Raw genomic sequence first — 18736 nt, 5'->3', positions numbered from 1 at the left:
ACACGTAGTATTTTTAGGAAGACGTTCCTTCATGACTGAGTCATTGAATACATTTGAACCAAAAATTTCTGATAAGTTGCTCATTATAAAAATCCCCTCTCATTTTGAAAAATATAAAAACTATAAAAATATTATTATTTTAATTTAAAATTTTAGAAGTAAAATGTTAATGCTTCTAATGTAATTATCATATTTACAATGTGAATAAAAATTTAGATATACACAAGCATTATGATTGTTAATTATAATATAATTATTAAATATATACAATATAATTTGTAAATTTTTTAGTGAAAGTTTATAAAAAATGAAAGTGTGTTAAAATTAAATATCATTATTTTAAAATGCAAATAATAATAATATACATTAAGAATTAAGACGGTATATAATTATTTATGATTAAAATTACAAGTATTGTTGTTTGTTTATTGATTAATATAGTGTATATATTTATATTTGTATTTATGTATTGTGTATATTATATATAGAAGAATATATATATATACGTTATAATAAAATTAAATTTATAATATTTGTTTGTATAGAGTGCTTATTTAAAATTTTTGTTTATTTTAGATACTTAACTTGAGGTGATATGTAGTGGAAATACAGAATAGACCCATAGGTTTTTTTGATTCTGGTGTTGGAGGAATAAGTGTTTTAAAGGAAGCAATGAAAATTTTGCCAAATGAAAGTTTTATTTATTATGGTGATTCAAAAAATGCACCTTATGGAACTAAAACCGTTGATGCAGTTAGACAATTGAGTTTTCAAGTTTCTGAATTTCTTATTGAGAAACATATAAAAGCTTTAGTAGTTGCTTGTAATACAGCTACTAGTGCAGCAATTAAAGATTTAAGAATAAAATACAGGAATATTCCTGTAATCGGTATAGAGCCAGCATTAAAACCAGCTGTTGAAACCAATAGGGTTGGTAAGGTGTTAATTATGGCTACCCCCGTAACGTTAGAAGAAAAAAAGTTTAATAACTTGCTTAGAAGATATAAGGGTATGGCAGAAATAGTTCCGTTGCCGTGCCCTGGTCTTGCAGAATTAATAGAAGCGGGAATACTTAATGGACGTGAATTAGAAGATTATCTAAAGGAAAAATTATTGCCATATGTACATATAGGCATATCAACTATTGTTTTAGGTTGTACTCACTATCCTTTTATAAGAGATGAGATTGCAAAAATTGCAGTAGATGTACCTATAATTGATGGAAGTATGGGTACAGTTAAACAATTAAAAAGAAAACTCATAATGCTTAATCTATTAAATAAAAGTGGACAAAAAGGTAGCGTAGAAATATTAAATTCACTTGAGGATAAAAGAATGATCGATTTAAGTCATAAACTTCTAAGTATATAGAATAATGCTGTAAGATATCCATAAACTATCTATCACCTTATGAATATATATGAATAAATTATATTAGGCTTCTTTTTTAAAACCTAAGAAATAAGGTGATAAAGTGAAAGTTTTCACAGTGGAAAAATTATTGAAAGATGATTTGCAAGTTATAGATTCGATGGAAAATAAGTCTTTTATAAAAATAGAAGAAAATAATGAATTTAACTTTATAACTATACAGAATCCTACAGAAAGCAATCGTATATGTATTTTGGAAGATATAGATTTTAAATTAGGTGATAAAGATAGTATGATTAGTTTAATGATAGGAGAAATGAATTTTAATAAAACGTTATTTAGAGATACAAATACATTTAATGTAAATTATGAATTAAAAAAAGATAAAGATAAAAATTTAGAAGTATGTTCTATAAGATTATATAAGGATGAGTCAAAAAATATTTTAAAAAATTTTTTGTTTTTTTTGTTGCCCAAAGGATGCGTATTTGTAAAATTAGATAAAGCTGTAAATAATCTAGAATTAACTATAAAATGGCGAGAGGAGATTATTTCTCAATAAAAATAGAAGAAGTGTTGTGTAGTAAATACCACACTTCTTATTTTTTCGTAGATTTTAGTGTATAATAATAGTATTAAGAATATATAATTAATGTTATAAATCACATAAAATAATGGAGGAGATATATATGAATCCCATAGTTACAATTAAGATATCAAATGGAGATATAATGAAAGCAGAATTATATCCAGATTTAGCACCAAACACAGTAAAGAATTTTATAAGTCTTATCAATAGGGGATTTTATAATGGATTAATTTTTCATAGAATAATACCTGGCTTTGTAATACAAGGAGGATGTCCTAATGGAACAGGTACGGGAAATCCAGGATATTCAATTAAGGGTGAATTCGAGATTAATGGATTTAAAAATGATATAAAGCATACAGAAGGAGTATTGTCTATGGCAAGAGCTATGAGCCCTGATTCTGCAGGAAGTCAATTTTTTATAATGGTAGGAGATTCTCCACATTTAGATAGACAATATGCTGCTTTTGGAAAGATAACGGAAGGTTTAGAAATAGCTAAGAAAATGACAGAGGCAAAAACTGACTATAGAGATAAACCATTAGAGGATATTGTGATGGAAGAAGTAACTGTTGATACTTTTGGAAAAGAATACGGTGAACCAGAACGAGTTTAATAAAGAGTTTAATTAAGTAAGATTACAATATTTATCACTTTGAAGGGAGAGAGGTTAATGGTACTTAATAATGATAAGCTGATTTTGGTATATGGGTTTAATGAACAAGATGTTGTAAATATAGGAGAGCTTATATTAAGTAATGATCTTGTGAAATTTAAAGTTATTGATAAACATATGGGTAAGATGAAAATAGGAAGTATTATACAGGGATTGAGCTTACCTGTAGTAGAGGGTACTGTAAAAGATGAAAAGGTAATTTTATTTAATAATCTAGATGATGAAGAACTTGAGAAAAGTATAAAGGTATTTAGAAACAACATAGATAAAAAAACTATATTTGCAGTAGTAACGCCAACATCCATTAAATGGACGGTGGATGAACTTTTAGAGCATCTAGTAGAAGAAAGAAAATGGATGGAAAAACGAAAAAAATAATTCATCTAAACTTGGCGGGAGTAAAACAAACTCTCACCAAGTAAGATTCATTGATATTAAGGATTGGTGTATGTATATGACTAGAATTGGAGAAAAAATTAAGTTTTTAAGAAATGAAAAGGGATTGACTCAAAAAACTTTGGGTAAGAAATTAGGTGTTTCAGAAAGTTTTATAAATGAACTTGAAACTGGTAGGAAGGTAGCTAATGAATCTATTATAAAGAGAATATCAAAGGTGTTTGGAAAAGATTTAGATGATATTAACATGTATGAAGAGGATCAGAAAGAAGTAGATATTCCTAAAAGAGATATATCATCATTAAAATCTGTAAAAAGACAAGAAGTTAACGATGTATGGGATACTGCGCTAGGGTCTATATTAAAATCTGTACCAGTTTATAAAACTGATCTAAAAACTATTGTATCATCAAGAAAATTACCTATAATTTCAAATAAAATAGAAGGATACGCTCAAGATAAGGTGTTTTTTATTGAAATACAAAATAATGATATGATAGGTTTCAGAATTGCAGAGGGAGATATTGCTTTTGCACATATAGTTCATGAAGCTGAGAATAATTCTTTATGCCTACTCGAACATGGCAATAAAAAAATAATAAGACAGATTAAAAAATTAGACAGTAATAAATTATTACTTGTTAGCAATAATGGTAGTGGCATTAAAACACAAACCGTATATATAAAGGAAATAAAGCCATTAGCAAAACTTGATAGATTAGAAATTGTATTATAAATATTGGGGGCGGGGAAATAATGAAGGGAACTGTAGTTGCAACCTGGGTGCGGACTTGCCGAAAGCTTTATGGTGATTCTATAATTGATGAGGCTATGAAACAAGTAGGTTTTGGTAGTGAAAAGATATTTTCACCTCTTGAAAATGTTGATGATAATCAAGTAAATGAACTTATAAAATATATTTCTAAAAAAACAAACACAAACATTAAAGAACTTTGGACAACCATAGGTAAGGATAATGTAGTATCGTTCTTTAATGACTTCCCTGCATTTTTTCAGCATGAAAATTTGTATTCATTTTTGAGAACACTTTTTGATATTCATGTAGTAATGACTCAGAAATTTCCTGGGGCAAAACCACCAATTGTATCTATTGAACCTATAGCTTCTAGAGAAGCTATATTTACCTATAAATCTAAAAGAGGAATGTTTGATTATTTATATGGATTGCTTAAAGGCAGTGCAGAGTTTTTTAATGAAAATATAACTATAGATGAAATTGAAAGAACAGATAGCTATGCTAAATTAAAAATTAATTTTGAAAAAGATATACATTATGTAAAGGTATTTAGATTTAATAAACTATTATCTTTAGGATTTATTAAAAATATGGGAGTTAAAGTGGCAATATTTACTTTTATAGTTTCTTTAATAATATCTATACCATTACTTGGGACAAGCAATATAATAAGAGTCATTACTGCAGCTATTATTTCAGGAATAGCATCATTTGTAGGGACAGAACTTTTACTTAGACCACAAAAATTTATAAATCAACAATTATTAAAGATAAATAATCATGATTTTGTTGTGAAGAGTAGCATAAAGACATCAGATTTCTTTGAAGAAATTCATAAGGGTATAATAAATCATGAAAAGGTGATATCTAAAGATTTTGTTGGAATTAAAGGTATTACAGATGAGATGAATACATTTGTAAAAAATATAAATAATATTTCAGATTTTATGAGTACAACTTCAAATGAAATATCAGGTATAGTAGAGCAATTAGCAAGTGGAGCGGTAGATCAAGCTAATAATACTCAAGATTGTGCTACCGTATTGAATGATAATATAGAATCTTTGAAGGAAGTAGTAAAAGACGAAAATGAAAATAAGGAAAAGTTAGAAGATGCTATTAGAAAAATTGATAATAGCTATGAGAGCGTAGATGAAACTGGTAAAAATATAATGGATAGTCTCAATAAATTTAAAGAAGTGAGAGATAATGGTGTTAAGTTAAATGGAGAAGTTAAAAATATTAGAGGAATCATTTCAATAGTATCAGAGATATCAGGCCAGATTAATTTATTAGCTTTGAATGCTTCAATCGAAGCAGCTCGTGCTGGAGAGGCTGGTAAGGGCTTTAGTGTAGTTGCAGAAGAAGTAAGAAAATTAGCAGAAGAAACAAAAAATGCTGTAGGAGAAATAAACGACAGTTTAGCTAATTTTATTAATGATATTGGAGTGCTTGTACGTAATATAGAAACTCAATATGGAGTGCTTCAAAATGGAATAGACTCATTGCAAAGTGTAAGAAATTCAAGTTATGAAGCAAAAATATCTGCTAAAACTGTTTCTCAATCTATGATAAATGCAGCAGAGAGACTAAATGTAGAGGCAAATTCCATATCAAGTATATACAATAATATAGAATCTCTTGCAGCTATAGCAGAAGAAAACTCAGCTTCTTCAGAACAAGTAAGTGCTAATGTAGCTAATTACACCAGCCAGATTAAAAAATTAACTGATAATGTAGGACAATTTAAAAAGCTTATAGAAAGCTTTGATGATGAATTAAAAAAATATAAAATATAATTATAAAATATTTAATTTAGGCATATGAAAATAAATAGTAAGTCAAAATAGGCTAGCATACTGACTAGTTATTTATTTGAATGTGCCTTAAGGCTTAGGATTAATATTATATCCATGGCCTTTTAAATTCCGCTTAAGTCAAAGTGAGGAATAAAACTTTCCTTAACTGTTCCGTCCTCTTGAATAAATCCATTCTTAATTCCTATATTTAAACTATAATTTATGAGGCTTTTATAATGTTTTTTATTTAAAGGTTTGTTGATTTCAGGATATTCTTTAGAATTAAACAAGGGTGTATATTGATTCATAATGCTAATATAAACGGAGTCCTTAAAGGTATTATATATATAATCAACTATTTTCTTTGAATCAAAAAGTAAACCTGGAAGCATAAGGTGTCTTATAATAACCCCTTTTACAATTAGACCATCTTTATCAAATAGTGGCTTTGGACATTGTCTAACCATTTCTTCTATAGCTTTTGATGTAAATTTAAAGTAATCTTTTACTTTAGAATACCTTGATGCATATTTATCATTCATGTATTTTAAATCAGGTAGATATATATCTATATAGCCTTCAAGTGCTTTTATTGTTTCTAAATTTTCATAGCCATTAGTATTGTATAAAATTGGTATATTAAGACCTGCTTTTTTTGCTATTTTAAGAGCTTCTATAATCTGGGGAACATAGTGCGTGGGAGTTACTAAGTTTATATTATTTGCTCCTCTATCTTGTTGCTCCATAAAAATTTCGCTTAGTCTATTTATAGATACAGTTTTACCTACATTCTCTTGGCTTATTTCATGGTTTTGACAAAATACGCAGTTAAGATTACAATTAGAAAAGAAGATAGTTCCAGATCCATTTTCTCCAGATATACATGGTTCTTCCCAAGCATGAAGAGAAACTCTTGCTATTTTAATATATTTATCAGAGTTACAAAATCCAACCTCATCTTTTAATCTATTTATATTACAATTTCTTGGACAAAGATTACAACATTTTAACATATTTAGCATAAGGACACCTTCTTGGTATGATATATTATTTATATAAACAGAATCTGTATATAAATTGATTATACAGTTTTTATAATGTAATTACAAAATAACTAATAATTTTTTTTGTAAAATATGATACATTGTATTAGAAATATAAAGCTTATAATTCCAAATGCTGGATATAGAAAGTTTATAAGCTTTTTGAAACCTATTTGGGATATTGGAATAGCTAAAGCTAAGATATACATAACTGCTCTATTATAAGAGATACTAAAGGATTGTTCTAAGGTTTTAGAAACACTGTATATATCTGATACTTCTGTAGAAAACATTTCAAGCCAAATTATGCCAAGAAGTAATATTTGAATTACTTTTCCAAAACGGCTCACTATATATAGTAAAGGAATATCATAGTTAAATATATAGGGCATATTCATTAATAACATGAAGTTTAGCATAAAAGAAAGAACAGTTAGTCCTAATGCGCCAATTGCTGTACCTATAATTAAATATTTTTTTCTTTTTATTTCGTGGCTAAAGGGAACTAATACTCCACTGAAAGATAATATATTAAAGCTAGCGTATACTAGCGATGATAAAAGCCAGTAATTTTTATTATATGGAATAGACTTTATATGACTTATATTAATAGCATGTCCTGAAAAAAATATGTATAATATAAATATAGTAATTATTACTATGAGTAATGAAGGAACTATAAAAGAGTTTATTTCGATAAGCCCCTTAGTGTTTCTAAATAGTATAATTAAAGATATAGCAGCCATTAATACTATTCCTATCCACTTTGATATACCAAAATATTGATGTAATAATGCACCACTTCCTGCAAGTATTATGGCAGCACCGCTTATCATAAAAAAACTTGTTAATATATCAATTATTTTACTCAAAAATCCAGAACTAACTAATGAAATTAAGTCTTTATAGGAATTCAATTTATATTTTATACTAAGATTTATAATCATAAAACTATATAGCATGTACATAATCATACAAAGTGTAAGACCTAAAAAACTTTTGTATCCAAAAGTAGTAAAAAAATTGTGTTATCTCTTGTCCAGAAGCAAGACCAGCGCCAACAATAGTACCTATAAATACAGCTGATATTTGAAAAATTATACCTAAAGATTTTCTCATATTTTACCTCCAAATCAAATATTATTATTAAAATATGCACTATGTAGATTAATATGATATATATGGAAAATATATGATAAATAAAATTGCATATTAATATGAAACTTTATAAATGAATTTTATATTTTGTGGAAAACTATTATAAAATCGTTTATAAAGTGAGGTAAGTTTATGAAAAGAATACTTTGTGGTATTATATGTATTTGTATGTTATTATCTACATTTGGTTGTAATAAAGGTAATGTAGAGCAAGGTGAAGTAATGAAAGAATTTAATATAGAAAAGGCTATTGAAGTAATTAATAAATATATGGCAGCAAGCATGAAAAATGACAATAACGAAATGGAAAAATTATACAACAAAAGCTTAAAAAAAGACAATAAATTAGATAATAAGCAGAATGTTATTATTAATGGATATAAATTTGATGAAGTCAATCAAGCTCAAGATATGGCGGATATAAATGTAAGAGTAACAAAAATTAATACTCAAACATCATATTCATCTTTAGAGACACAAGATTTCAAAGTTAAAAAAGAAAAAGGTCAATACAAAATTTCTAGTATAGATATTACAAATGAAAGTGAAACTTTTTCTGCCCTAGGGAGAAATAATACATCCTTTAATGGTAAACAGATAAGAGTAAGATTTTCAAGTAATGTAGATACAAGTCTTGTTACAAATTTACAGGGAGTACCTAGATATTTTTATACACAAGATGATAAGGCAAGAGCTACTAAAATACCTATAAGTAATAGTGAATTTGGTATTATTGCTTTAACTTATGAAGGAACTGCAGAAGCTATAACTACAAGAGGAGATAATCCATTTATAGAAGTTATACATTTTAATGAATCAATGGTAACTCAAGGAGATTCACAGGATAGTAGTGGAAGTGGATCTTCAAGTAATGACGGTGGTAGCAGTGAAGGTATGGAATCTAAACCAGAGACTCCAATTGGTATGGAAATAGTACCTATGGATGTAATTCCTGGGGCTACTATAAATAATATGGTGTTTTCCCAAGATGAAAGGTATTTAGCTATTCAATATTCAAAAGCTAATTTAGGAAATTCTATAAAAATATATCTAAATAAGAATGGAAAAGTTATATCATTTAAATTTGAAAACAAATATCCCATGGATAAAGTGGACTTAAAAATTATAAACTTTGTAGAGGATGGACTTATTTATAAAGTCACTCCTATAAAAGGTAAGGAAAATGACCAAAGTATAAAAGATATAATAGGTAATTGGCAAATAGATATGAAAAAGTATAAACCTAAGAAAATAGATGAAAAAGAAATAAGTAATTTAAAGAAATAAAATTTATAAAAGTTCTTGAGACTTATTAAAAGTTTTCAAGAATTTTTATTTGAATTATTGTACTTTTATATAATAAAATAAAGTAGGAATAAGTTTATAAGTATAAAATTATTATAAATATTATAATAGGAGCTAGAAACTTATTATAAAAATGAGGTGTATATGATAAAAAAAGAAGTTGATTCAATTCATGATTTAAAATGGAATGGTAAACATTATTATAATTTAAATAGTTTTTTAAGAGGAAAATTTGGTGAAAAGGTATTTAAAATATCCCTTGACGCTGGTTTTTCATGTCCCAATAGAGATGGAACCATAAGTAATGAAGGGTGCATTTTCTGTAGTGAAAGAGGGTCAGGAGATTTTGCTGGGAATCGAAATTTTTCAATAGATAGACAGTTTCAAGATATAAAAAGTATGATGAATAAAAAATGGAAGCACGGTAAATACATAGCCTATTTTCAGGCTTATACAAACACTTATGCGAATACTGAAACTTTAAGATATAAATATGAAGAGGCTATAAAGCAAGATGGTGTAGTAGCTTTGGCTATTGCCACAAGACCAGACTGTATAAGTGATGCTGTATTAGATTTACTTGATGAATACAATAAGAAGACTTATCTATGGGTAGAGTTAGGGCTTCAAACTATAAATAATAAAACAGCCGAGATAATTAATAGGGGATACGATTTAAGTGCCTTTGAAATTACACTTGAAAGATTGAGGAGTAGAAATATAGATGTAGTTGTCCATACTATATTTGGTCTTCCGGGAGAAACTGAAGACGATATGCTAAAAACTATAAGATATATATCGGATATAGATATTCAAGGAATTAAAATGCATCTCTTACATCTTATGAAGAATACACCTTTAGTAAAATTATATGAAGATAATAAGATGAATTTTATGACTGAAGAAGAATACGTGAATATTATATGTAAATCTCTTACTATGCTAAGGGAAAATATTGTTATACATAGGCTTACTGGAGATGCACCCAGAAATCTTCTAATAGAGCCAAAATGGAGTCTAAAAAAGTGGGAAATTCTCAATGCTATTGATAATAAGATGAAAGAAGAAAAGATTTATCAAGGATTATGTTTTCATAAAAATTAATCAGAATAATTTTTGTTTTTATAATGAAAAAGTGTAGCAGTAATATAAAAAGAGATTCATAAATATAAGATATATAGCTATTCTAACAAAATAGAGGAAAGTGTAGTTTAGGAGGAAAATATTATGAATATTGATATAATAATATCAGCAGATGATATAAAGGAAAAGAAAATACTTAATAAATCAGTAGTAGTTATAGATATATTGAGGGCTACATCTGTAATTGTAACTGCAATTAACAATGGATGCAAAGAAGTTATTCCTGTTCTTACAGTGGATGAAGCAGTAGGAATAGCAAGAAAAGATAGAAAAAAGTATATGCTTGGAGGAGAAAGAGATGCCATAAAAATAAAAGGCTTTGATTTTTCAAATTCACCACTAGAATACAATTCAGATAAAGTTAAAGACAAAACTCTTATTATGACTACTACTAATGGAACCAGGGCCATAAAAGCTAGCATTAATGCGAAACATATAATTATTGCAGCTATGATAAATGCTGAGGCAGTGGCAAAAAAATTAATTAATCTTAATAATGATATAGTTATTGTTAATTCGGGTACCAATGGAGAATTTTCTATAGATGATTTTATATGTAGCGGTTATATAATAAGTATATTGAAGAAGAAGCGTGAATTTCATTTATCTGATATAGCTACTACAGCATTATATATATATGAAAATAATAAAGATATAAAAAGTTTCATAAGATATGCAAATCATTACAAAAAAATAAGCAAGCTTGGTTTATACGAAGATTTAGAGTATTGTTGCCAAAAGGATATAATTGATTCAGTTCCAGAATATAAAGATGGATCTATACATTAATTTATGAATAAAAAATTCTTTTGACATAGCTGTTAACCTCATTTAAACTGTTTATTAGACATTAAATTTTTAAATAGTAAATTAGGGTGTTTTCAAAGAAAAAATAGAGAAATGGATTAGTTTATTTTCCACATTTCAGTTCTATTTATTTTAAATGACAATTATTAAGTTTGGAGGGAAAACATGAGTATTCTTACAGTGAAAAATATTAATCATGGTTTTGGAGATAGAGCGATTTTTGAAGACGTTTCTTTTAGATTATTAAAAGGAGAACATATAGGACTTATAGGTGCAAATGGTGAGGGTAAATCTACATTTATGAATATAATAACTGGGAAACTTATGCCGGATGAAGGTAAAGTGGAATGGTCAAGTAATGTAAGAGTAGGTTACATGGATCAGCATGCACAACTTCAAAAAGGACAAAGTATAAGGGATGTACTTAAAGGGGCCTTTAAATATTTATTTGATCTTGAAGCTGAAATTATGGAAATAGCAGATAAAATGGCAGAAGTAGACGAGAAAACTTTAGAAAAGCTGCTTGAAAGAATGGGAACTATACAAGATTTATTAGATAATAGTGGATTTTATATAATAGATGCTAAAATTGAAGAAGTGGCAAAGGGATTAGGACTCACAGATGTTGGATTAGATAGAGATGTAACAGATCTTAGTGGTGGGCAGAGAACTAAAGTACTTCTAGCAAAATTATTGCTTGAAAATCCAGATATACTACTTCTAGATGAGCCTACAAATTATCTTGACGAAAGTCATGTAGAATGGTTAAGAAGATATTTGGAGTCTTATGAGAATGCATTTATATTAATTTCTCATGATGTTCCTTTTTTAAATAGTGTGATTAATCTTATATATCATGTAGAAAATAGAAAGTTAACTAGGTATGTAGGAAGTTATGATGATTTTATAAGAGTACATGAAGCTAACAAGAGGCAGCTAGAAGCTGCTTATGAAAGGCAACAAGCTGAAATATCTAAACTTAAGGATTTTGTTGCAAGAAACAAAGCTAGAGTTGCAACTACAGGTATGGCAAAAGCAAGACAGAAAAAATTAGATAAAATGGAACTTATTGAACTCACTCAGGAAAAACCAAAGCCAGAGTTTAATTTTAAACCTGCAAAGACCTCTGGAAAACTTATTTTTGAAACTGATAATTTGAAAATAGGGTATGATACACCTTTATCAAAGTCGCTTAATTTAAAGATGGAAAGAGGTCAGAAAATTGCATTGGTAGGGGCTAATGGACTTGGAAAGACTACCTTGTTAAAAAGTTTATTAGGAGAGATTGCCGCAATTTCAGGAACTGTTACTTTAGGTGATTATCAAAACATAGGATATTTTGAACAGGAGATAAAAAAGGCTAATTATAATACATGTATAGATGAAGTCTGGAATGAATTTCAATCATTTACTCAATATGAAGTTAGAGCTGCATTAGCTAAATGTGGTCTTACAACAAAACATATAGAAAGTAAGATTACAGTTCTAAGTGGTGGAGAACAGGCAAAGGTTAGACTTTGTAAACTTATCAATAGAGAAACAAATATATTAGTATTAGATGAACCTACTAATCACCTTGATGTTGAAGCAAAAGAGGAACTTAAAAGGGCACTAAAGGAATATAAAGGAAGTATACTTTTAGTTTGTCATGAACCTGAGTTTTATCAAGATGTAGTTACTGATATATGGAATTGTGAAGAATGGACAACAAAGATAGTTTAAAATTAAAGGGATGTCTCAAACTTGAGATGTCCTTTAATTTTTATAGTCAATAAAGTCATTCTCAAAAATAATTATATTTTCTGCTTCCATCCAGCCTTTGTTATTAATATTGTCTTGTGATTGAAATTGTACTTCGTACCATATGTTTTTATCAATCTTTGCACAATCTAATATTTTAAGTTTCATATTAGAACTTAATTTACAAAGTATAACATATTTTTTTATTGGAGCAATATAGAGATTACAAGAATTTGATACAGCACCATACTTATATTTTGGAACACTGTAGAATATAGTGACGTTGTCAAGTATCAAAGTTTCATTATTAACCTTATCTTTAAGATTAATATTTTGTCTTACAAGAAGCATTATTTGTTTTTTTTGCATAGAAGTTATAGTTGCAAAATGTGATGTAAAGTATAGTGATATAGCTAGTAATATTAAAAATAATATGATTAACAAAATACTCTCTCCTTATTAATATTAATTTAGAGGAAACTTTAGTAACATAGTATTATAATATTATTTATAACAATTTATATTCCTATTATTTCACGCATATTTATTGCAAAATAAAAATGGACATTATCCATATTTCTATTTTGCAATGTCCATTTTGTTTTATATAGCTTTAGCAGATTCAGTTAGTTCTTTATATCCAATTATATATTTATCTGCACTTTTTATTATTTCTTTCTTTTGACATTCAGCATAGGAATCATGAACTCCAATTACTTTCATACCAGCAGCCTTGGCCCCTATAACAGCTGGGAGGATATCTTCAAAAACAATGCAATTCTTCGGTGGAATTTGAAGTTTTTTAGCAGTTAATAAATATATGTCTGGAAAATCTTTCCCTCTAGTTACTTCATCGGTAGTGGTTATAGTATCAAATAAATCATATATATTATATTTTTTTAATACAGTTTCTAAAAGTAAGGTACAATTACTAGTAGCTAGAGCTAATTTTATGTCAAGGGATTTTAATTTATATAAATATTCTTTTGCAAAGGGTTTTAAATCTACATTATAAGCATACTCATGATATGCTATATTATTCCATTCATCCATTATTTCCTGTAAGGATTCTGGTAAATTAAATTTTCTTTTGAAATATTGAGCTGTCTCTAGAAAGCTTAAATGTTCTATATCAGACCTCAAATTTAGAGGCATTATTAAATTTCTCCTCTTTAAATATCTTGTATCAATTAAATTCCATACCCACATGGAATCTATAAGCGTACCATCCATATCAAATATAGCGGCTTTAATGTTATCTAGCATAATATCACCTCCATAGAAGTATAACATGAAAATTTTATAATATAAAGACAAGTCATCTATAAGCTTTGCAAATATATGTTTGTTAAAGAATATTATTTTAAAGGCCTCTAATAAGCATTGTTAAAATATACAAACAAAAGATTAAACCCAAAAGTATATACATAGAGAAGTAATAGTACCGAGCAACATACCAACTAAAACGTCAGAGGGATAGTGCACTCCTAAATACATTCTTGAAACTCCCACAGTAATAGCAATTAACATACTAAAAATGCCAAGAGTAGGTATATTTAAAGCTATCATAACGGCAATTGAAAAAGTAGCCGTTGTATGACCAGATGGAAAAGAATAATTGTCTATGCCTATTTTACGAATATATAAATTCTGTAAAGTTACATAAGGTCTTATTCTACTTACATGGACTTTTATAAATCTAGCAACTAATGAACTTATTAAAAGGGCACCTGTGACTTCCATACCGAAAACCCTAGTTTTGAAATATATAGTAGATATAGCACAAAATAATATTCCAAACACTGCAGACCCCACATAAGTAACTATAGGCATAAATATATCTAATATCTTACATTTTATAGAACTATTAAAAATCATTAGTATTGAAGTATCTTTTCTTTGGATACGATCTAAAAGAGCATTCATAAATTTCACCACCCTATAAAATATATTATGAATGTTTACTGAGTTTGTAGATTCATTTTATAATATTAATGTTGAATCTTCTTTAAATTTAAGTTAATTTTTAATCTTAGGCATATGAAAATAAATAGTAAGTCAAAGATGCGACGTATATTTTGAAGCCTACAAGGAAATAGGTTCTTCAGATAGTGAGCTATCTGAGGGTTCTGTTGACGTAGTGGGATTCAAAATAGACTAGCATACTGACTAGTTATTTATTTGAATGTGCCTTATACAATAAGAGTGTTGCAAATAAAATTTGCAACACTCTTATTGTATAAATGATATCATATTTTTATATAAAAATACATAGTCTAGATTATAATTGTACTAAATGATATTTACAACTAGAAATCTCTTTCAAATATTTTCATTTTATCCTCATCCATAAAATCTTTAGCAGAACTTATACCTAATTTGCTCAAAATCTTTTTCATCTGATCACTTTCCAGTGAAATTTTTACATTAGAATTTTCTGCAAACTCATTAACTTTATCTCTACCCTTCTCTTTTGGAATAAGAGCTTTAGGTCCACCAACACAACCACCAATACAACCCATACCCTCTATAAAGTTTGCACTAGCTTCTCCATTTTGAGCTTTTTCTAATATTTCTTTGCACTCTTTGACACCATTTGCTTGAACACTTTTAAATAAATCCTTTTTTTCAGGAAATAGTTTTGCTACAGCTTCGCTTACTGAAATTGAAACTCCCCCAGTACGAGCATATAGTCTTCCCTCACGAGATGCATAATCTGTAGAAGGATCTTCGGGAAGTTCTTCTGGTTTTATATTTAAGGATTCGAATATGTCTTTAACTTCAGCAAAAGTTAAGACGAAATCAATATCACCTATAATATCCTTATTTTTACTTTCTGCTTTTTTAGCTATACATGGTCCAATGAATACTACTTTACAATCAATATTAAGTGATTTAATAACTCTACCAGCAGCTATCATAGGGGATACAGAAGGAGAAACATATTTTACCATATCATTATATACTCTTTTCAGCATTCCAACCCACATTGGGCAGCAGCAGGAAGTAATCATAAGATCATCTTTTGATTTTACATGTTCATTAAATTCACAAGCTTCTTTTAAGGTAAGCATATCAGCAAAAAATGCTACCTCTATCATATCAGCAAAGCCAACCCTTTTAAAAGCTGTTCTTAGTTGATCCATAGTAATGTTATCTCCAAATTGTCCTGTTATGGCAGGGGCTACTGCAGCTATAACTGGCTTCTTTTCTTTTAAAAGGTTAGCTAGTGGTATAAATTCAACTTTATCCAAAATAGAGCCATTTGGACATCCTTCAACGCAGAAACCACAATCTGTACAAAGATCTTCTTGAATATATGAGCTCCCTTTTTCTTTATCAATTAAAATAGCATCAAAAGGACAAGATTTTTGACAAGAAGTTTGACCATTTTCATCAGCACAGTCTATTGAACAATCTCTAATTTTACTGACAATTTTATGATCAGACTTATAGTTTTTAATAGCATTTCTTAAATCTTTTATGTAATTATCATTATCTGTATACTTTAACTCTACTCCACAGAAAGAAGATATGATATTAGAAAGTTCATTTTTGTTTATTGAAGGATCTGAAAGTGTCTTTTTTATGAATATTTCAAATTCATCTTTATAATATGCATCTACAAGAGATTTAAATAAATTATTATATTCTTGCTTCATTTTAACCAACTCCTCTAAATTGTTTAATGAATTTATAAATTTTATGTAATATGAATCAATTATTATTTTAACCATACAATATGTATTGTATTCTTAAGAAACTATTTATTAATGAATACAATAAGTTTATATATTAATTATATATGAATATTTTTCAAAAATCGATAGTGATTTATATTATAGTGGATAAAAATGAAGATAATAAAAAAAAAGAGCTTAATAGCTCTTTTGGTCGGGGTGACAGGGATTGAACCTGCGACCTCATGGTCCCAAACCACGCGCGCTCCCATCTGCGCCACACCCCGGCAACATTTATTATTATATACAAATACTCAACAAAAATCAAGGATTAATTTAAAATATTAATAATATAAGTATTTACAAGCATGAATGTTTAGTGTATTATGTAAGTATAACAGTAATTGATATGGAGGTGAGATAATGAAGTTTGATGAGAATATTCCAATATATATACAAATAATGAATTATATAAAAGAAAGAATTATTACAGAAGAATTAAAAAAGGGAGAAAAGCTTCCATCTGTTAGAGAATTAGCTGAATTTATAAAAGTAAATCCTAATACAGTTCAAAGAGCTTATCAAGAGCTTGAAAGAGAAAATGTAGCACATAGTCAAAGGGGACTTGGAAGATATATTACAGAAGATGAGGGAAAAGTGAGGTTGCTAAAAAAGGAAATGGCTGATAAATTTATATACACTTTTGTTGAAGGTATGTCAAAATTAGGATATAATTCACAGGAAATAATTGAAATATTAAAAAAAGAATTAGAAATGAGGGGTAAGGATGGAGCCAATACTTAAGGCATCAAATCTTAAAAAGTCATATTTTAGAAAAAGGGGACTAGAGGACCTAAACTTAGAAATACCATCAGGTAAAATAATTGGACTTCTAGGACCAAACGGTAGTGGAAAGACTACATTTATAAAAATTGCTGCTGGAATTTTAAGACACACATCAGGAGAAATAAAGATAGATGGGAATAATCCAGGAGTTTATACAAAATCTATAGTATCCTATTTACCAGATGTAAACTTTCTTTATAAGTGGATGAAAATTAAAGATGCAATTAAATTTTATAAAGATATGTTTAATGATTTTGATGATAATAAATGTAGGGAACTTTTGCAAATAATGAATTTAAGTGAAGAGGATAAAGTGACATCGTTATCTAAGGGTATGATGGAGAAATTAACGTTATCCCTTACACTTTCAAGAAGAGCAAAATTATATATCTTAGATGAACCTTTAGGAGGAGTAGATCCAACTGCACGGGAACAGATAATAAATGCAATATTAGAAAATTATAGAGATGATAGTTCTATGATTGTTACTACTCATTTGGTAAATGATATTGAAAGATTATTTGATGATGTAGCATTCATTTCAGAAGGTAAAATTGTTCTTCAAGGGAATGCAGAAGAGCTTAGAATAGAAAAGGGAAAATCTATAGATGAGTTATATAGGGAGGTGTTTAAATAATGTTTAAACTTATAAAATATGAAATTATAGGCAAGTATAGAGCCTTTGGAATATTAGTTGCAGTTGCTATAATTTTAAATCTACTTCTAATGACTAGAAGTGGAGTTTGGCCTGATCCAGCCATAATAATGTTATCTGTTTTTATAGCAGGATTGGTGTCAGTAGTACTATTAATATGGTGTATAGGATTGTTTAGTCAAGATTTATATGAGGATAAAGGCTATCTTACATATATTTTACCTAAAAGGGGTTATTCAATAGTAGGTTCTAAAATTATAGTATCTCTAATTGCTTATATAATAACAGGAATTATAACCGGATTATTTATAGTTTACTTTATTTCAACTCCCAACGACATACAAAATCAGTTAGACCTTATAGGTTCAGGAGTTAATATAACTAGACTGTTTTTTATAGGTTTAATAGGTATGTGTATAACAGCTATTTCCCTACTTGTAAGTATATATTTCTCAATATCTTTAACTAGAATGGCTATAACAAAAAAAAGAGGTGGAAAGTTTGCAGCTTTTATAGTTTTTATAATAATATCCATAATAACTGGCTTTGCATCTGATGGACTTAATCGTTTATTTCCTCAGACGATTTTATTAGATATAGTTAATGGGTTTACATTTACTGTAAGTAAGAGCGGTAGTGATTTACTCCTTCAGAATAGTGTACCTTTCAATATATCAGCACTTATATTTGAATTTATTCTATTTTGGGCATTCTTCTTTTTAACTTCATATATAATTGAAAATAAAGTGGATTTGTAAATTTTTATTTAAA

18 protein-coding genes, 1 tRNA gene and 1 pseudogene are annotated in these 18736 nt (G+C 28.0%); 13 read left to right on the top strand and 7 right to left on the bottom strand.

Annotated elements, in window-relative coordinates; genetic code table 11:
• Positions 1-600: 600 nt before the first annotated feature.
• The 6 genes from murI to RH99_RS05970 all read left to right on the top strand — a co-directional run bounded on the left by murI (position 601) and on the right by RH99_RS05970 (position 5588).
• Positions 601-1371 (top strand): glutamate racemase, encoded by a 771-nt coding sequence (murI, locus tag RH99_RS05995; RefSeq protein WP_010235297.1) that lies wholly within the window; start codon positions 601-603, stop codon positions 1369-1371.
• A gap of 118 nt (positions 1372-1489) precedes the next feature.
• Positions 1490-1933 carry a hypothetical protein gene (locus tag RH99_RS05990; RefSeq protein WP_138990611.1) on the top strand — a complete coding sequence of 148 codons (444 nt, stop codon included), beginning with the start codon at positions 1490-1492 and terminating at the stop codon, positions 1931-1933.
• A 127-nt stretch (positions 1934-2060) separates the two neighbouring features.
• Entirely contained in the window at positions 2061-2576 is a 516-nt protein-coding gene (locus tag RH99_RS05985; protein ID WP_010235293.1) for a peptidylprolyl isomerase, read from the top strand.
• Positions 2577-2633: 57 nt separating this feature from the next.
• Complete coding sequence (locus tag RH99_RS05980) at positions 2634-3014, top strand: DUF3783 domain-containing protein (RefSeq protein ID WP_010235292.1); 381 nt, start codon at positions 2634-2636, stop codon at positions 3012-3014.
• Positions 3015-3090: 76 nt separating this feature from the next.
• Entirely contained in the window at positions 3091-3768 is a 678-nt protein-coding gene (locus tag RH99_RS05975; protein ID WP_010235290.1) for a helix-turn-helix transcriptional regulator, read from the top strand.
• Positions 3769-3788: 20 nt separating this feature from the next.
• Positions 3789-5588 carry a heme NO-binding domain-containing protein gene (locus tag RH99_RS05970; RefSeq protein ID WP_010235288.1) on the top strand — a complete coding sequence of 600 codons (1800 nt, stop codon included), beginning with the start codon at positions 3789-3791 and terminating at the stop codon, positions 5586-5588.
• Between the two features lie 122 nt (positions 5589-5710).
• Here the strand turns inward: RH99_RS05970 and RH99_RS05965 are convergent, their stop codons facing one another.
• Positions 5711-6610, bottom strand: coding sequence for a radical SAM protein (locus RH99_RS05965; RefSeq protein ID WP_010235286.1), 900 nt, complete (start codon positions 6608-6610; stop codon positions 5711-5713).
• 92 nt (positions 6611-6702) lie between these two features.
• Positions 6703-7750 (bottom strand): annotated as a pseudogene (locus RH99_RS05960) (YkvI family membrane protein).
• Positions 7751-7921: 171 nt separating this feature from the next.
• On the opposite strand from RH99_RS05960, the gene RH99_RS05955 reads away from it, so the two are divergent.
• The 4 genes from RH99_RS05955 to RH99_RS05940 all read left to right on the top strand — a co-directional run bounded on the left by RH99_RS05955 (position 7922) and on the right by RH99_RS05940 (position 12766).
• On the top strand, positions 7922-9076 hold the full coding sequence (locus tag RH99_RS05955; protein WP_010235278.1) for a hypothetical protein: 1155 nt from the start codon (positions 7922-7924) through the stop codon (positions 9074-9076).
• Between the two features lie 162 nt (positions 9077-9238).
• The gene (mnmL, locus tag RH99_RS05950; protein WP_010235275.1) at positions 9239-10198 is read left to right on the top strand and encodes a tRNA modification radical SAM protein MnmL/YtqA; all 960 of its coding nucleotides are present in this window, start codon (positions 9239-9241) and stop codon (positions 10196-10198) included.
• A gap of 123 nt (positions 10199-10321) precedes the next feature.
• Positions 10322-11026 (top strand): 2-phosphosulfolactate phosphatase family protein, encoded by a 705-nt coding sequence (locus tag RH99_RS05945; protein ID WP_010235273.1) that lies wholly within the window; start codon positions 10322-10324, stop codon positions 11024-11026.
• A 183-nt stretch (positions 11027-11209) separates the two neighbouring features.
• Complete coding sequence (locus RH99_RS05940; RefSeq protein WP_010235271.1) at positions 11210-12766, top strand: ABC-F family ATP-binding cassette domain-containing protein; 1557 nt, start codon at positions 11210-11212, stop codon at positions 12764-12766.
• A 33-nt stretch (positions 12767-12799) separates the two neighbouring features.
• On the opposite strand, the gene RH99_RS05935 is transcribed toward RH99_RS05940, so the two are convergent.
• The 5 genes from RH99_RS05935 to RH99_RS05915 all read right to left on the bottom strand — a co-directional run bounded on the left by RH99_RS05935 (position 12800) and on the right by RH99_RS05915 (position 16751).
• Positions 12800-13228, bottom strand: coding sequence for a hypothetical protein (locus RH99_RS05935; RefSeq protein WP_010235269.1), 429 nt, complete (start codon positions 13226-13228; stop codon positions 12800-12802).
• 159 nt (positions 13229-13387) lie between these two features.
• A complete protein-coding gene (locus RH99_RS05930; protein ID WP_010235267.1) occupies positions 13388-14050 on the bottom strand; it encodes an HAD family hydrolase in 663 nt (220 codons plus the stop codon).
• A 141-nt stretch (positions 14051-14191) separates the two neighbouring features.
• Entirely contained in the window at positions 14192-14710 is a 519-nt protein-coding gene (locus tag RH99_RS05925) for a phosphatase PAP2 family protein (RefSeq protein WP_010235265.1), read from the bottom strand.
• Positions 14711-15093: 383 nt separating this feature from the next.
• Positions 15094-16446: a [Fe-Fe] hydrogenase large subunit C-terminal domain-containing protein gene (locus tag RH99_RS05920; protein WP_010235263.1), complete on the bottom strand. Its 1353-nt coding sequence runs from the start codon at positions 16444-16446 to the stop codon at positions 15094-15096.
• Between the two features lie 229 nt (positions 16447-16675).
• A tRNA-Pro gene (locus RH99_RS05915) sits at positions 16676-16751 on the bottom strand.
• 136 nt (positions 16752-16887) lie between these two features.
• On the opposite strand from RH99_RS05915, the gene RH99_RS05910 reads away from it, so the two are divergent.
• The 3 genes from RH99_RS05910 to RH99_RS05900 are packed head-to-tail and all read left to right on the top strand — an operon-like array spanning position 16888 to position 18723.
• Positions 16888-17268, top strand: a complete 381-nt coding sequence (locus RH99_RS05910; RefSeq protein ID WP_010235260.1) for a GntR family transcriptional regulator — start codon at positions 16888-16890, stop codon at positions 17266-17268.
• Entirely contained in the window at positions 17252-17947 is a 696-nt protein-coding gene (locus tag RH99_RS05905) for an ABC transporter ATP-binding protein (RefSeq protein WP_010235259.1), read from the top strand. The genes RH99_RS05910 and RH99_RS05905 overlap by 17 nt, the downstream gene beginning before the upstream one ends.
• Entirely contained in the window at positions 17947-18723 is a 777-nt protein-coding gene (locus RH99_RS05900; protein WP_010235256.1) for a hypothetical protein, read from the top strand. Before RH99_RS05905 ends, RH99_RS05900 begins: the two co-directional genes overlap by 1 nt.
• Positions 18724-18736 lie beyond the last annotated feature (13 nt).

The organism is Clostridium arbusti SL206 (assembly GCF_000246895.1).
GTDB classification, from domain to species: Bacteria; Bacillota; Clostridia; order Clostridiales; family Clostridiaceae; genus Clostridium_I; species Clostridium_I arbusti.
This window is presented reverse-complemented; position numbering and strand designations above follow the sequence as displayed.

Bases quoted from the DNA above. Each gene is read 5' to 3' on its own strand.
- RH99_RS05985 (WP_010235293.1), top strand. From the start codon at position 2,061: ATGAATCCCATAGTTACAATTAAGATATCAAATGGAGATATAATGAAA.
- RH99_RS05980 (WP_010235292.1), top strand. From the start codon at position 2,634: ATGGTACTTAATAATGATAAGCTGATTTTGGTATATGGGTTTAATGAA.
- RH99_RS05975 (WP_010235290.1), top strand. From the start codon at position 3,091: ATGACTAGAATTGGAGAAAAAATTAAGTTTTTAAGAAATGAAAAGGGA.
- RH99_RS05970 (WP_010235288.1), top strand. From the start codon at position 3,789: ATGAAGGGAACTGTAGTTGCAACCTGGGTGCGGACTTGCCGAAAGCTT.
- RH99_RS05965 (WP_010235286.1), bottom strand. From the start codon at position 6,610: ATGCTAAATATGTTAAAATGTTGTAATCTTTGTCCAAGAAATTGTAAT.
- RH99_RS05955 (WP_010235278.1), top strand. From the start codon at position 7,922: ATGAAAAGAATACTTTGTGGTATTATATGTATTTGTATGTTATTATCT.
- mnmL (WP_010235275.1), top strand. From the start codon at position 9,239: ATGATAAAAAAAGAAGTTGATTCAATTCATGATTTAAAATGGAATGGT.
- RH99_RS05945 (WP_010235273.1), top strand. From the start codon at position 10,322: ATGAATATTGATATAATAATATCAGCAGATGATATAAAGGAAAAGAAA.
- RH99_RS05940 (WP_010235271.1), top strand. From the start codon at position 11,210: ATGAGTATTCTTACAGTGAAAAATATTAATCATGGTTTTGGAGATAGA.
- RH99_RS05930 (WP_010235267.1), bottom strand. From the start codon at position 14,050: ATGCTAGATAACATTAAAGCCGCTATATTTGATATGGATGGTACGCTT.
- RH99_RS05925 (WP_010235265.1), bottom strand. From the start codon at position 14,710: ATGAATGCTCTTTTAGATCGTATCCAAAGAAAAGATACTTCAATACTA.
- RH99_RS05920 (WP_010235263.1), bottom strand. From the start codon at position 16,446: ATGAAGCAAGAATATAATAATTTATTTAAATCTCTTGTAGATGCATAT.
- RH99_RS05910 (WP_010235260.1), top strand. From the start codon at position 16,888: ATGAAGTTTGATGAGAATATTCCAATATATATACAAATAATGAATTAT.
- RH99_RS05905 (WP_010235259.1), top strand. From the start codon at position 17,252: ATGGAGCCAATACTTAAGGCATCAAATCTTAAAAAGTCATATTTTAGA.
- RH99_RS05900 (WP_010235256.1), top strand. From the start codon at position 17,947: ATGTTTAAACTTATAAAATATGAAATTATAGGCAAGTATAGAGCCTTT.